This is a genomic window from Sphaerisporangium cinnabarinum (assembly GCF_055567015.1).
The window spans coordinates 108,298-122,496 of record NZ_JBVHRG010000008.1; the positions used below are offsets into that span (position 1 = coordinate 108,298).

Consider the following 14,199-nt stretch of genomic DNA (forward strand, 5'->3'; position numbering starts at 1 on the left):
CGCCGCGTGCCTCCGGCGGCTCAGGCGACGCGGTGGCGCAGCGTGCCGACCCCGCCGACCTGGAGCGCGACCTCCACCCCGCCCTCGACGGGCACGGCGGACCGGTGCGCGCCCGTGAGCACGACGTCGCCCGGCCCGAGCTCGAGGTGGCGCGTGAGGAACACGAGCTGGTCGACGACGTCGTAGGAGAGCCCCGCGGTCGTGGACCGCGCCCGCTCCACCCCGTCCACCGCGACGACGAGCGCGGCGTCGTCGAGCGTGGCGGCGGTGTCGATCCACGGGCCGAGCGGCGTGAACCCGGTGCCGTTCTTCGCGCGCGTCATCATCGCGTCGAGCGGCACCTGGTCGTCTGCCGTGAGGTCGTCGGCGACGGTGCAGCCGAGGATCGCGCCGGGGACGTCGTCGGGCCGCAGGCGGTGGCACGGACGGCCCACGACGACCGCGGCCTCCGCCTCCGCCACCAGGCGCCCCAGCGCGCGGTCGTGCCGGACGACCGCCCCCGGCCCGACGACGGTCCGCGCCGACTTGAGGAACGCCTGCGGGGGCAGCGCCCGACCCTCGGGCCCGCTGTTGTGCGCCATCCCGACGACCACGCGCGGGCGGCACGGCGCGAGCAGGGCGCCGTCGAGGCCGGGGTCGTCGGCACGGACCCGCACGCCGCTCGACGCGGGCAGCGCCGGGCGGCCGTCGCGACCCGTCGCGGGCTCGGGGACGTCCGCGACGAGCACGTCCCAGGCGTCGCCGTCGAGCACGGCGGCCCGCGGGCCGTGCGCGGTGCGGATCCGCGCGATCCTCACGACGACCCGGCCCGGTCGGTCGCGCCGGTGACCGCGTCGGCGACCGGCCGGTCCACGAGCCGCAGCGGCACGCGCGCGAGGACGATGCCCCGGCGCTGCCAGGTGTAGGCGACGAGCAGCGTCGCACCGTCGGTCGTCGCCGACGGGTAGGAGTACTCGCCGCGTCCGTCCGTGACGATCCCCGTGTCGCCGGCGGCGAACCCGCTCGGCGGGCCGACCTCCCGCAGCGCGGGCACGGGGACGCCCGGGAGCGTGGCGGGCGCCTCGGTCCCGTCCTCGAGGTCCAGCACCCGGTGCCAGGTCAGCCCGTCGTCGTCCGAGACCGAGACGCTCAGCGGGCACCGCGCGCCCCACTCCTCGCCGACCGGGTTGTGCACGAGGGCGACCCGCCCGCTGGGCAGCCGGACGGCCGTGAGACCCGAGTTGTTGTTCGGCAGGCGCGTGGCCGCGGCGGCAGCCCACGTGCGGCCGTCGTCGGCGGACGTCGTCCGGTAGACGAGGCCCTCGCTCGACCGGCAGACCGCGACGAGACCCGACCGCCCCGACCAGAGCGCCGGCTGGATGACCCCGGCGCCGCGCAGCCGCGACCGGTCGATCGGGACGTCCGCGAGCGTCCAGCTCGCCCCGGCGTCCTCGGAGCGGTCGAACCGCGCCCCCCAGGCGGGGTCGGCTCCCCCGCTCTCGACCGAGGACGGGGCGAGCCACGCGCCGCGCGGCGTGACGACGGGCGGGTTCTTCACCGGCCCCCGGCCCCCGCTCGTGTCCCCGGGGACGAGCTCGCGCGGTGCCGTCCACGTCCGGCCGTGGTCCGTGGACGTGCAGTACCAGGTCACCCAGCGCGAGATCCGCTCGCCCCGGTGGGCGAAGAGCCAGAGCCGCCCGTCAGGAGCGACGGCGAGCACGGGGTTCCACCACGCGACGTCGTCGTCCTCGCCGAGCACGACCTGGGGCTCGCCCCAGACGCCGTCCTCCTCGGCGACGAGCCAGATCGCGTTGTCCGGCGTGCCCTCCCGGGTGCCGGCGAACCAGGCCACGAGCGTGCGACCGCCCGTGCGGGCGACGGTGGACGCGTGGCACTGGGCCCACGCCTCGCCGTCGCCCGACACGAGCAGGCGCTCCACGGACGTCGTCACCGGACGGTCTCGCCGACGACGTTGAGGTCACGGCGGAAGGTCTCCGGCGTCTTCCACACGGTGAGCATCGTGATGAGCGCGCCGACCATGACGTACAGCGCGACGAGCTGCCAGCGCGACCCGTCCTCGCCCGCGAGCGCGGTCGCGATGAACGGCGTCAGGCCGCCCGCGACGATCGACGCGATCTCGCGCCCGGTGGCCGCGCCGGAGTAGCGGCGGTCCGCCGGGAAGAGCTCGGCGAAGAAGGCCGGCTGGATGGAGTTGATGGCGTTGTGCCCGAGGTTCAGCATCAGGACGTACCCGAGCACGATGAGCACGAAGCTGCCCGTGTTGAGCAGCCCGAAGAACGGGAAGGCCATGACGAACACGACGAGGGCCCCGAAGAAGTAGACCGGCCGGCGACCGATCTTGTCGGAGATCCAGGAGAAGATCCCGTGGGCGGGGAACGCGAGGACCGCCATGATGAGGATCGCGGTGTTGAGGCTCTCCTTCTCGATCCCGAGGTGCTGCGGGCCGTAGCTGAGCACGAAGACCGTGAGCAGGAAGTACGGCAGGGCCTCGGCGAAGCGCAGGCCGACGATGCGCAGCAGGTTGCGCCAGTCCTCGAGGAAGACGCTCGCGAGCGGCCCGCGCGTGGGCGCCTGCGACGCGGGCTCGGCGGCCGCGGCGACGTCGCGCTCCTGGCGCTCACGGATGGCGGCCTGGCTGGCCTCGAGGTTCTCGACGGTGAGCGAGCGGTTGCGGCCCTCCTTCTCGAGCCCGGCGACGGCTTCGGTGAAGACCGGCGTCTCCTCGAGCGAGCGGCGCATCCACAGGCCGACGGCGAGCACGACGGCGGAGAGCCAGAACGGCACGCGCCAGCCCCACGACTGGAGCTGCGCGTCGTCGAGCGTGTACACCCAGGCGAACACGAGGGTGATGAGGATCTGCGCGGAGAAGCCGCCGGTGTTCGGCCACGACGTGTAGAAGCCGCGGTGCCGCGGGTTGGTGGACTCGAGCACGATGATCATCGACCCGCCCCACTCGCCGCCGACGGCGAAGCCCTGGACGAGCCGCAGCACGACGAGCAGGGCCGGCGCGAGGAGGCCGATCGAGTCGTAGGACGGGAGGAAGCCGATGAGCAGGGTCCCGGCCCCCATGATCGCGAGCGTGAGGACGAGCGTGGACTTGCGCCCCTGCTTGTCGCCGCGTCGGCCGAAGAACATGCCGCCCAGCGGGCGGGCCAGGAACCCGACGGCGAACGTGCCGAGGGACGACAGCGTGGCGACGAACGAGCTCTCGGACGGGAAGAACACGGCGGGGAAGACGATCGCGGCAGCGGTGCCGTAGACGAGGAAGTCGTAGTACTCGAGCGTGTTGCCGACGAAGCTCGAGAGCGTGACCTTCCAGGCGTACCGCCTGCTCGTGAGCGGGGCCGCGGGTGCGGTGACGGACATCGTTGTTCCTTCGGTGCGGGGTTCCGCTGATCTCAGTGTGGGGGCTCCGGGTCTCAGCGGCGAGGGCCCGGGCCCCTCCCGCGGCACCCGTCCGGGGTGCCGCGGGTCGAGCGGTCGGAGCGTGCGTCAGGCGGCCGCGAGCTCCTGCCCGGCCGCGGCGAGGGCCGCGCGGATCTCCGCCTTCACGGCGTCGGACGGCGGGTCGACCGGCATGCGCGTCGTCCCGCCGGGCAGCCCCTGGACGTCGAGGCCGTACTTGAGGCGGGCGATGCTGGGCCCGAGCGCGGCGACGAGCCGCTGGACGACCGCCTGCGCCCGCACGACGGCGGCCGCGTCGTCCGCGGCGAGCGCCGCCCGCAGGTCCGCGAACGCGCGCGGCGCGACGCCGGAGACGCCGGACACGGTCCCGCGCCCGCCGGCCGCGACGACGTGCGGGAGGTCGGCGTCGTTCCCCGACCAGAGCGCGAGCCGCGGTGCTGCGGAACGGTACGCGTCGACCCGGGCCGAGGCGGCACCGGACGTCTTGACGCCGTCGAGACCGAGCTCGGCGAGCACGGCGAGGAGCTCGGGCGAGACGTCCGAGCACGCGACGTCCGGGAAGACGTAGGCGTAGAGCTCGCCGTCCGTCGCGGCTCGCAGCGTGGCGTAGTAGCGCACGACGCCCTCGTCGCTCGCCGTGAGGTAGTAGGGCGTGATGGCGGCGAAGCGCCGGACGCCGGCGTCCTCGGCCGCGCGCAGGTGGCCGAGCGCCTCGTGCACGGAGGCGGCACCGACGTGCGCGATCGTCCGGTCCGGGCCGAGCACGTCGGCGGCGGTCCGCACGAGCGCGGCGCGCTCGGCGGCGTCGAGGGCCGGGAACTCACCCGTCGTCCCCACGGCGAACACCCCGTCGACCTCCGGCTCCACGTGGGCGAGCAGCACGCGCAGCGCCCCGAGGTCGAGCGCACCCGACGCGTCGTAGGTCGTGACGGGCGGGGTGATGATCTCCGGTGCCGTGGTCATGGCACGTCTCCTTCGGTCTCTCGCGTCGCTGCGCGGGCGCTGCTTCGCGCCGCCGTCAGCATGGCACCGTTTACTGTTAACAGTCAACCGTCAACGAGAAGACGCTCCCGCGACACGACGACGCCCCGGCCTGCCGAGGCAGACCGGGGCGTGCGGGAGCGGGCTCAGCGGCGCGGCTGCTGCAGCGCGTCCTTCATGCGGCGGCGCGAGCCGGCGAGGTGCTCGTCGAGGTAGGCCAGCGCCTCGTCGAGGCGCGGCGTCCGGATCGCGTCGAGCAGCCGCTCGTGGTCGGCGCACGACGGGTGCAGGTCGACGTCCTGCTTGTTCGTCTCCTGGAGCATGACCGCGAACGTGGGCTCGATCTGCTCCCACAGCGTGCGCAGGCGGCGGTTCGGCACGGCGGCGTACAGCGTGGAGTGGAACGCGAGGTCGTGGGCGGCGTACGTGTACCAGTCGCCGGCGTCCGCCGCCTCGCGCATCCCGGCGAGAGCCGCCTCGCTCGCGGACCAGTCGACCTCGTCGGCGTGCTCCGCCGCCGCGCGCACGGCGACCGCCTCGAGGGCGCTGCGCACGTCGTACAGCTCGTCGACGTCGTCGGCACCCACGCCGCGCACGACATACCCCCGGCGCTCGGACTCGACGAGGTGCTCGGCCGCGAGGACCCGCAGCGCGTCGCGGACGGGCCCGCGCGACACGTCGTACTGCCGCGCCACGCCCTCCTCGACGAGCCGCTCCCCCGGCGCCAGCTCCCCCCGGACGATGGCGACCCTCAGGACGTGGGCGAGACGATCCCCCAGCGACCCCGCACGCACCGTGTCGACCGACACCCTCGCCCCTTCGTCCCCACACCCGACGGGGCCGGCGGCCGGCCCCATGACCGGACCATTGTGCCGCAGGCGCGCGGGAGGGACCCGGGCGCCGGGCTACGCTCGCGGGCATGACCCGCATCGTCGACGTCGCCCGGCACGCCGGCGTGTCCACGGCCACCGTCTCCCGGGTCCTCAACGGCAAGACCGTCCGGCCGGAGCTCGCGGCCGCCGTCCGCGCGGCGGTCGAGGACCTCGGCTACGCCCCGGACCGCACGGCGCGGTCCTTGCGGCGCCGGTCGAGCGACGTCGTCGCGCTCGTCCTGCCGGACGTCGAGAACCCGTTCTTCACGGCCGTCGCGCGCGGCGTCGAGGACGTCGCGCAGCAGGCGGGCTACTCCGTCGTCCTGTGCAACACCGACGACGACCCCGCCAAGGAGGAGCGCTACCTCGCGGTCGCCGAGCGCGAGAACATGGCGGGCGTCGTCCTGGCCCCGGCCACCGACGCGCCCGAGACCGCCGCCCTGCGCGCCCGCCGTCGGGCCGTCGTCGTGATCGACCGCCGGGTGGGCCAGGACGTGGACCAGGTCGTGTTCGACAACGTCGCGCTCGGGCGCCGCGCCGCCGTGGAGCTCGTCGACCGCGGCTTCCGCCGGGTCGCGTGCGTCACCGGGCCGCGCGGCACGAGCACGGCGGTCGAGCGCGCGGAGGGGTGGCGCGAGGCGCTCGCCGAGGCAGGGCTCTCCCCCGACGGGCTGCTCGTGCACGCGAACTTCCGCGTCGACGGCGGCCACGGGGCGGCCGTCGACCTGCTCGCCCGGTCCGACCCGCCGGACGCGATCCTCGCCACCAACAACCTCGTCGGCGTCGGCGTGCTCCGGGCGCTCGCCGAGGCGCACGGCTGGCCCGCCGCGTCGGCCGCGGACGCACGGGCCCGCGGCGCCGACGACGGACCCGCCGTCGGCGTCGGCATCGTGGGCGACCTGCCCTTCGCGACGTCGCGCACGTCCGACGTCGCGCTCGTCCCGCTCGACCCCCGGGCGCTCGGCACGACGGCCGCGCGGATCCTGCTCGACCGGCTGTCCGGTGCCGACGACCCGGCGCGCCACGTCGTCCAGGGCACGCCCGCCGGGCCGTGAGCCGGTCTCAGCCCGCCGCCGGGGCGCCCGCGGCGGCGGGCAGCACGTCGGACGCGCGGCCGGCCTGACCGAACAGCACCATGCGCTCCTCGACGAGCCGCTGCGCCCACTCCCGACCGAGCGCGAGGTAGCCCGCCGGGTCCACGTCGCCGGGCGACGCGGCGAGCGCGACGCGGACGCCCGCCGTGAACGCCATGTAGTGGTCCATGCCCTGGTTGATCTTGCGCACGCCGAGGCTCGCCGCCCGGGCCTTCTCGGCGTCGGGGACGCCCCACGACTCCGGCAGGTCGCCGCCGTGCGCGTTGATCGTCGCCCGGAGGTCGGCCGGGAGCCCCGACGAGCCGTGCATCACGAGGTGCGTCCCCGGCACGCGCCGCGCGATGCGCTCGACGAGGTCCATGTGGAGCACCGAGCCGTCGGGCGGGCTCGTGAACTTGTAGGCGCCGTGCGAGGTCCCGATCGCCACGGCGAGCGCGTCCACCCCGGTGCGGCGCACGAACTCCTCGGCCTGCTCCGGGTCGGCGAGGACGATCTCCGCGTGGCTGCGCCCGTCCTTCGAGCCGCCGATCGTCCCCAGCTCGCCCTCCACGGACACGCCGTGCGCGTGCGCGTGCTCGACGACGCGCCGGGTGACCGCGACGTTGTGCTCGAACGCGGCAGGGCGGCCGTCGGGCCCGAGCGAGCCGTCGATCATGACGCTCGTGAACCCCGCCGCCACGGCGCGCGCGCACGTCGCCTCGTCGGGTCCGTGGTCGAGGTGCAGCGCGACCGGGACGTCGGGGTACGCCGAGATCGCCGTGCGCAGGGCGGACCACCACAGCGCGTCCGAGGCGTACGGGTGGGACCCGGCCAGCGTCTCGACGATGACGGGGCTCTCCGTGGCGCGCGCGGCGTCGAGCACCGCCGTCGCCATCGCGAGGTCCGCGACGTTGAAGGCGCCGACGCCGTAGCCGCCCCGGGCGGCGGCGTCGAGCAGGGTACGGTTCGTGACGAGGGTCATGGCTGACCTTCCTGTCGTGTCGTCGGGAGCGTGCCGCCCGGGCGGACGGCGGCGGGTGCGGGCGAGCGACGGGCGGAGGCGACGTGACGCAGGACGACGACCGGACCGCGGGAGCGGGTGGCCGGTCCGTGCGGCTCGCCGACATCGCTGCGCGCGCGGGGGTGTCCATCAAGACGGTGTCGCGCGTCGTCAACGACGAGCCGCACGTCGCGGCTGCTACGCGGCGCCTCGTGGAGGACGCGATCGCCGAGCTCGGGCTGGAGGGCGAGTCCCGCCCGCGCGGCCGCAAGCGGCGCACGGGCGTGGTGGGGCTGGTCTTCCCGGACGTGCGCAACGACTACTTCGCAGCCGTCAGCCGCGCGCTCCAGGAGCGGCTCGCCAACGTGAGCCCCACGCTGCTGTCGGCGGACTCGGACGACGACCTGCACACGGAGGAGGCGATCCTCACCGCGTTCCGTCGGCTCGACGTCGACGGCATGGTGATCTTCCCGACCGGCGCCCCGGGCCTCGTGGAGTTCGCGCAGTCGGTGCCGACCGTCGTCGTCGACCGCACGGTGCCGTCCGTGCGCGGCCTCGTCGACCACGTGCTGCCGGACGCGCGGCACGCGGCCGAGCAGCTCACGCTGCACATGATCGAGCAGCACCGCGTGCAGCGCGTGTGCCTGGTCGCGGGCGACCTCGCGGTCTCGACGCTGCGCAACCGGCACACCGCGTTCCAGCGCGTCGTCAGCCGGACGGGGACGGAGAACCACGTCCTTGCGGGCCTCACGACGTCGGAGGAGGCGGCGACCGCCGCGTACTCGCTCTTCCGGACGCTCGAGCCGCCGTTCGGCGTGCTGGCGACCAACAGCCTCATGTTCTGGGGCGTGCTCACCGCGGCGCAGCGCCTCGGCCTCAAGGTGCCGTCCGACGTCGTGCTGACGACGTTCGACAACGTGCCCGGCGTCGGGACGACGGGCCTCGTGCCCACGAACGCCGTCGCCCCCGCGGCGACGCTCGCCGCCCGGACGGTCCAGCTCCTCACGGAGCGCATGAACAACCCGTCGCTGCCGCCGCGCCTGCTCGACATGGACTACGACATCGCCTACGGCACGACCTGCGGGTGCGTGCCGATCGACCCGGCGCGCAACGTCCTCGGCTAGGCGGCCCGGCCGGGCGGTGCGCCCGACCGGACCGGGTCGCTGCGCGCCAGGTGCGGTCACAGCGTGTGCGTGATGCCCAGCGAGGCGTAGTCGAGGACGATCGGGTCGTCCGTCACGGCGCGCGCCGCGGAGAGCACCTTCGCCGCGCTCTCCACCGCGACGCTCGTCTTGAACGCGTCGCGCAGGTTCGGGCCGACCGTGAGCAGGCCGTGGTTGGCCCAGACGACGGCGTTGCGGTCCTCGAGGTAGCGCGCCATGTCCCGGCCGAACTCGGTCGAGTTGCTCAGCGCGAACGGCATGACGGGCACGTCGCCCTTGGTGTAGATGACCATGTTGACGAGCGCGCCGCGGATCGGCTCGCCCAGCACGCCGAACACGTTCGCGTACGTGGGCTCGGTGTGGACGATCGCCTGGACGTCGGGGCGCGCGGCGTAGACGGCGAGGTGCACCGTCACCTCCGACGACGGCTGGAGCCGCCCCTCGACGACGTTCGCGTCCTCGTCCACGACCACGAGGTCGTCCGGCGTCATGCGGTCGTACTCGAGGTCGGTCGGGGTGATGAGGAACGTCGACGTGCCCGGGATGCGCAGGCTGATGTTGCCCTGCGTGTTGAAGTTGAGCCCGAGCTTCACGGACTCCAGGCAGTACGCGAGGACGTCCTCGCGCGCGGCCTGCAGGTCGAACGTGTCCAGCGTGGTCATGCGATCTCCTTGAGTGCGGTGCCGTCGACGGTCTCGACGGCGAGGGACGTGCTGACGGGGGTGAGGAGCTGGTGCAGCGAGTCGAACGTCGCGCGCTGCCGCGCGTACCACGCGGCGTGCCGCGGGTCGGGGCTCGCCTCGTGCACGACGGCGGGGGCGGGCAGGTCGAGCACGCTCGCGAAGGTGCCGGCACCGAGCGCGGCGAGGAGCGCGGCACCTCGTCCCGCCGCCTCGCGCACGACGGCGCGCAGCGGGACCCCGGCCGCGTCGGACCGGGCCTGGAGGGCACCGAGGTTGGCCGACCCGCCGCCGACGGCGTGCACGTCCACCGGCTCCACCCCGCGCTCCGCGAGCGCCGCCCGGATCTTCGCGAGCTCGAACCCCGACGCCTCGACGAGCGCGCGCGCGATCTGTGCCGTCGTCGTCTCGAGGGTCAGGCCGAGGAGCGCGCCCCGCGCGGCGGGGTCGTTGTCGAGCGTGCCCGACCCGGCGAGGTAGGGCGCGACCAGGAGCGGGGGCGGGTCGACGGCACCGACCTCGTAGAGCGACGCCCACGGGTCGATCCGGTCGTGGTGGACGATCGACGAGAACCAGTCGAGCGCGAAGCCGCCCGCCGCCGTGCCCGCGAGCGTGACCCACAGGTCCGCCCCCACGGGGTAGGTCGCGAGCCCGGTCCCGCCGAGCCGCTCCGGCCGGGCGCGCGTGCCCACGGTGAGGCAGTCGCTCGACCCGAACGAGAACACGGCCCGCTGGCCGGGCCGTCCGCCCCCGCCGAGGAAGGCCGCGGCCTGGTCGTGCACGCCCGCGACGACGGGCGTCCCGGCGCGCAGCCCTGTCCGGGCGGCGGCGTCCGCGGAGACCGCGCCGATCACGTCGCCCGCGGCGACCACCGGGGACAGGAGCGCGGCGGGCACGTCGAGCGCGCCGAGCACCTCGTCGGACCAGGTGCGGGTCCGGACGTCGAACGCCCCCGTGCGGGACGCCATCGTCAGGTCCACGGCCGGCGCCGCGCCGAGCCGCGTCGCGACGAAGTCGTCCATGGTGCGCACCGCGGCGGGCAGCCCGCCGTCGGGCAGGAGCCCGCGCACCTTGTGGACGGAGAACATCGGGTGCAGCGGCTGGCCCGTGATCTCCTGGACGGCCTCGCCGCCGAGCAGCTCGCGGAGCCGGTCCGCCGACCCCGCGCCGCGACCGTCCATGCTCAGGGGTGCGGGACCGAGCGCGCGGCCCGCGCGGTCCACGGGCACGACGGCCTCCCCGAGCGTCGAGAAGGACACGGCCTCCACCGGGTCCGCGGCCACCGCGGGCTCGGCGACGACGTCGCGCACGAGCGCCTCGACGCCGTCGAGCACGGCCTCCGCGTCGACGTGCGCGCGGCCCGGCGCGGGGCGCACCACCGTCGTGCGGCGCGAGCGCGCGACGAGCTCGTTGCCTCCCTCGTCGTACACGCCGACGCGCGTCCCCGTGGTCCCGAGGTCGATGCCGAGGTAGCTCACTTGACCGACCCCGCGAGACCGTTCACCAGGTACCGCTGGATGAACAGGTAGACGACGACGATGGGCACGGAGATGAGCACGAGCACGGCGAACAGCGCGCCGGGCTGGCTCAGGTAGATCCCGCGGTACGCGAGGGGGACGAGCGTCAGGGGCTTGAGGTCGTTGTCGCTGATCGCGACGAGCGGCAGGAGGAAGTCGTTCCACGTCATCATCAGCTGCCAGATGACGACGACCGCGGCGGCCGCCTTGCCGAGCGGGAAGTAGATGCGCCAGAAGATCGTCCACGCGGACGCGCCGTCGACGAGCGCGGCCTCGTACGTCTCGTCGGGGATCGCGAGGTAGGTGGTGCGGATCATGATCACGGCGAACGGCAGGCCGAGCGCCGTGTAGGCGAGGACGAGCCCGAGCAGCGAGTCGTAGAGGCCGATCGCCTGGAGGATCTTGAAGACCGCCACGACGATGCTCGCCATGGGCAGCACGAGCGCGAGCAGCAGCCCGACGAACACGACGCCTCGGAACGGCACGCGCAGGCGGGCGAGGGCGAACGCCGTCATCGAGCCGAGGAGGACGACGAGGAGGATCGACGGGACCGACACGAGCAGGCTGTTGAGCAGGTGCTGGAGGATCGGGTTGGTCTCGAAGATCGTCACGTAGTTGCGCAGCGTCGGCTCCTCGGGGAGCAGGCCGAGCGCCGTCGTCGACGGGTTCGACGTGGGCAGCAGCGAGATGCCGACCACCATCACCACGGGGACCATCCACAGCGCCGCGAGGGGGCCGAGCACCCAGTGCGACCACCGTGGCGGCGCTTCGACGTCCTTGCTGCGGCCGTGTCCGCGCCGACGGCGGACGGGAGCGGCGGGCGGCGTCGTGGTGCCGTCGACCGCACGCCGCGCGCGGTCGGTGCCGGAGCTGAGCGCCGTCATGACTTCTCCCCCGTGATGAACCCCGCCCCGAACGTGCGCAGCATCGCGACGGACGAGCCGATCGCGAGGACGAGCAGGACGACCGAGATCGTCGCGCCGTAGCCGAACGACTGGAGCTGGAACGCTTCCTTGAACATGTACGTGGGCATGAGCTCCGACGCGTGGTTGGGGCCGCCCTCGGTGAGCACCCACACGAGCTCGAAGGTCTTGAGCGAGCCGATGATCCCGAGCAGGACGAGCGAGAGGTGGGTCGGCTTGAGGAGCGGCAGCACGATGCGCCGCACGAGCGCCCAGCCGCTCGCCCCGTCGATGCGAGCCGCCTCGAGGACCGAGTGGTCGAGGAGCTGGAGGCCGGCGAGGTAGAACAGCATCGAGAAGCCCGACCACATCCACACGTTGACGACGATCACCGTGACGATCGCCGTCGACGGGTCGGACAGGTAGGGGCGCGTGAGGACCTCGAGGCCGGTCGCCCGGCCGAGCTGGGCGAGCACGCCGTTGAACGGGTCGAGCAGGCGCTGCCAGACGATGCCCACGACGACGGGCGACAGGACGGCGGGCAGGAAGAAGATCGCGCGGTACACCGTGCGTCCCCGCAGCCGGGTGTTGAGCAGCCAGGCGAGCGTGAAGCCGATGACCGCCTGCGGCACGATCGTCAGGAGGATCCACAGCAGCGAGTTGCGCAGCGTGATGTGGAAGACCGGGTCCTGGGCGAGGGCCGCGTAGTTCTGGACGCCGACCGGCGTCCCGGCGTTGACGCCGTCCCAGTCGAGCGTGCTCGCCTGGACGTTGAACACGATCGGGTAGACGACGAACACCGCGAAGAGCAGGAGCGCGGGCGCGATGAAGCCGAGCGCGACGAGCTGCTGGCGGCGACGCGTGCTGCGTCCCGTCGACGTCGTCGTGCGCGGCCCGGCGACCCGCGGCGTCGCCGCCGCGGGTCGCCCGGAGACGAGGGCTGCCATCGTCAGCCCAGCCCGTCCTGGACCGCCTGGACCTTCGCCGCGGCCTCCTCGGGGGTCGACTGTCCGGCGGCCACCGCGGACAGCGCGTCCGCGACGGCCGTGTCGATGTCCGGCGACTCGAAGTAGCGCGAGTACTGCACCTCGGGCATCCAGTCCTCGGTGAACGTCGTCCACATCTCCTGCTGCTTGTCGCTCGTGAACTCCTCGGGGTCGAGGCCCTGCACGGCGGGCAGGTCGTTGAACGTGTTGATGAGCACCTGGGCGCCGTCCCCGGCGATCCAGTCGGTGAGGACCTGGCACGCGAGATCGGGGTTCTTCGCGTCCTTCGAGATGCCGAGCGCGACGTCGATGCCGCCGACGAGCTGCGGCTCGGGCGCCCCGCCGGGGATCGTCGGGAACAGGAACGGCTCGTAGCCCTCCATGCCCTGCGAGAGGGGCGGGATGTCGGCGCGCGAGGGGTCGGACTGCTGGATCCACCACGCCCCGAGGGGGATCATCGCGGCGTTGCCCGCCTCGAACTGGTTGACGCCGTTCGGGTAGGCGTCGAGCGCGAGGGCGCCCTGCTGGGCGATCCCGTCGGTGAACAGCTTCTGCCAGTACGTGAACGCCTCGACGATCCCCGGGTCGGTCCACGACGCCTCGCCCGACTCCGCCTGGTAGACGAGACCCGGCTCGACGTTGTTGGCGATCTGGAGGAAGGCGACGTTGCGCAGCCACGAGTCCTTCGCGGGCAGCAGGAAGGGCGCGGCCGAGCCGCCGTCGAGCGCGTCGACGGCGCTCTCGAGGTCTGCCCACGTGGCCGGGGGCTCGACGCCCGCCTCGTCGAGGAGCTCGGAGTTGGCCCAGAGGTTCACGGTCTGCACGAGGAGCGGCAGCGCGTAGTAGCTGTCGTCCCCCTCGGGGTTGCCCATCCGCGCCTGCTCGAGGCCGATCGGGAAGAACTTCGACTCCCAGTCGTCACCCCACGTGTCGGCCGCGCACTCCTCGAGCGGCATGAGGTTCTCCCGGTACTGCTGGGTCAGCGCGCCGGGCTGCAGGCCGACGATGTCGGGCATGGTGCCCGAGCTCGCGCGGGTCTGCAGGTCCACGACGTACTCGGGGTAGTTGAAGATCGTCGAGTCGATCGTGACGTCGGGGTTCGCGGTGGTGAAGGCGTCGATCATCTGGCGCGTGGTCTGCTCGATCGGGCTCCAGGAGCGGAACGTCACCGTCGTCCCGCCCTCGCCCCCCTGGCCCGACTGCTCGGGGTCGGCGCTGCCGGCGCACGCCGCGAGCGACGTGACGATCGTGAGCGCGACGCCGGCCTGGATGCCGCGCCGCGCAGTTCGGGGAAGCTTCATCGCGTCCGTCCTCTCTCCGTCGTTGGATGCGAGGGCCTCATCGAACGTCTCCCCGCGGGGACCGTCAACGGGTCGCGCCGGGGTGCGGGGGTCGACGGCGCCCCGTGTCGTCCGTGTCCTGTCCCGTCGCCGCGACCCGGTCCGGCGGACGCCGACAGCGCGCCACGGCACCGAGCCGACAGCGGGATGTCCGTTGTCCGACACGCGGTCCGGGCCCCGCCGCGCGGTCTCGCGGCAGCGGCCCGTGGGGCGAGCCGACCGACCTGCCCTGACAACGCGTCCCGGCTCGGCTGTCCGGGACCCGGGCGTGCCGTCGGGC

Annotated in this window: 13 protein-coding genes; 2 read left to right on the forward strand and 11 right to left on the reverse strand. The window is 74.0% G+C overall.

Translation table 11 applies throughout. The features are described from left to right. Window positions 1–20: 20 nt before the first annotated feature. From ACZ4MO_RS12930 to ACZ4MO_RS12950, 5 genes are all read right to left on the reverse strand, one after another. A complete protein-coding gene (locus ACZ4MO_RS12930) occupies window positions 21–797 on the reverse strand; it encodes a fumarylacetoacetate hydrolase family protein (protein ID WP_175009690.1) in 777 nt (258 codons plus the stop codon). After that, the gene (locus ACZ4MO_RS12935; RefSeq protein WP_175009691.1) at window positions 794–1,930 is read right to left on the reverse strand and encodes an exo-alpha-sialidase; all 1,137 of its coding nucleotides are present in this window, start codon (window positions 1,928–1,930) and stop codon (window positions 794–796) included. The genes ACZ4MO_RS12930 and ACZ4MO_RS12935 overlap by 4 nt, the downstream gene beginning before the upstream one ends. Continuing rightward, on the reverse strand, window positions 1,927–3,366 hold the full coding sequence (locus ACZ4MO_RS12940) for an MFS transporter (protein WP_499279039.1): 1,440 nt from the start codon (window positions 3,364–3,366) through the stop codon (window positions 1,927–1,929). Before ACZ4MO_RS12940 ends, ACZ4MO_RS12935 begins: the two co-directional genes overlap by 4 nt. A 126-nt stretch (window positions 3,367–3,492) precedes the next feature. After that, window positions 3,493–4,368 carry a dihydrodipicolinate synthase family protein gene (locus tag ACZ4MO_RS12945; RefSeq protein WP_175009693.1) on the reverse strand — a complete coding sequence of 292 codons (876 nt, stop codon included), beginning with the start codon at window positions 4,366–4,368 and terminating at the stop codon, window positions 3,493–3,495. 164 nt (window positions 4,369–4,532) lie between these two features. Further along, on the reverse strand, window positions 4,533–5,195 hold the full coding sequence (locus ACZ4MO_RS12950) for a GntR family transcriptional regulator (RefSeq protein ID WP_255437344.1): 663 nt from the start codon (window positions 5,193–5,195) through the stop codon (window positions 4,533–4,535). A 110-nt stretch (window positions 5,196–5,305) separates the two neighbouring features. Between ACZ4MO_RS12950 and ACZ4MO_RS12955 the strand changes: the two genes are divergently transcribed. Next, window positions 5,306–6,313, forward strand: a complete 1,008-nt coding sequence (locus ACZ4MO_RS12955) for a substrate-binding domain-containing protein (RefSeq protein ID WP_175009695.1) — start codon at window positions 5,306–5,308, stop codon at window positions 6,311–6,313. 7 nt (window positions 6,314–6,320) lie between these two features. On the opposite strand, the gene ACZ4MO_RS12960 is transcribed toward ACZ4MO_RS12955, so the two are convergent. Next, on the reverse strand, window positions 6,321–7,313 hold the full coding sequence (locus ACZ4MO_RS12960; protein ID WP_175009696.1) for a ketose-bisphosphate aldolase: 993 nt from the start codon (window positions 7,311–7,313) through the stop codon (window positions 6,321–6,323). A gap of 83 nt (window positions 7,314–7,396) precedes the next feature. Between ACZ4MO_RS12960 and ACZ4MO_RS12965 the strand changes: the two genes are divergently transcribed. Then, window positions 7,397–8,455, forward strand: a complete 1,059-nt coding sequence (locus tag ACZ4MO_RS12965; protein WP_076404334.1) for a LacI family DNA-binding transcriptional regulator — start codon at window positions 7,397–7,399, stop codon at window positions 8,453–8,455. A gap of 56 nt (window positions 8,456–8,511) precedes the next feature. On the opposite strand, the gene ACZ4MO_RS12970 is transcribed toward ACZ4MO_RS12965, so the two are convergent. The 5 genes from ACZ4MO_RS12970 to ACZ4MO_RS12990 are packed head-to-tail and all read right to left on the reverse strand — an operon-like array spanning window position 8,512 to window position 13,880. After that, window positions 8,512–9,156, reverse strand: coding sequence for a class II aldolase/adducin family protein (locus ACZ4MO_RS12970; protein WP_021483183.1), 645 nt, complete (start codon window positions 9,154–9,156; stop codon window positions 8,512–8,514). Beyond that, window positions 9,153–10,652 carry an FGGY family carbohydrate kinase gene (locus ACZ4MO_RS12975; RefSeq protein WP_175009697.1) on the reverse strand — a complete coding sequence of 500 codons (1,500 nt, stop codon included), beginning with the start codon at window positions 10,650–10,652 and terminating at the stop codon, window positions 9,153–9,155. Before ACZ4MO_RS12975 ends, ACZ4MO_RS12970 begins: the two co-directional genes overlap by 4 nt. Beyond that, window positions 10,649–11,575 carry an ABC transporter permease subunit gene (locus tag ACZ4MO_RS12980; protein WP_175009698.1) on the reverse strand — a complete coding sequence of 309 codons (927 nt, stop codon included), beginning with the start codon at window positions 11,573–11,575 and terminating at the stop codon, window positions 10,649–10,651. The genes ACZ4MO_RS12975 and ACZ4MO_RS12980 overlap by 4 nt, the downstream gene beginning before the upstream one ends. Then, window positions 11,572–12,540: an ABC transporter permease subunit gene (locus tag ACZ4MO_RS12985; protein WP_175009699.1), complete on the reverse strand. Its 969-nt coding sequence runs from the start codon at window positions 12,538–12,540 to the stop codon at window positions 11,572–11,574. The genes ACZ4MO_RS12980 and ACZ4MO_RS12985 overlap by 4 nt, the downstream gene beginning before the upstream one ends. A 2-nt stretch (window positions 12,541–12,542) precedes the next feature. Further along, window positions 12,543–13,880: an extracellular solute-binding protein gene (locus ACZ4MO_RS12990; RefSeq protein ID WP_175009700.1), complete on the reverse strand. Its 1,338-nt coding sequence runs from the start codon at window positions 13,878–13,880 to the stop codon at window positions 12,543–12,545. Between the last annotated feature and the right edge of the window lie 319 nt (window positions 13,881–14,199).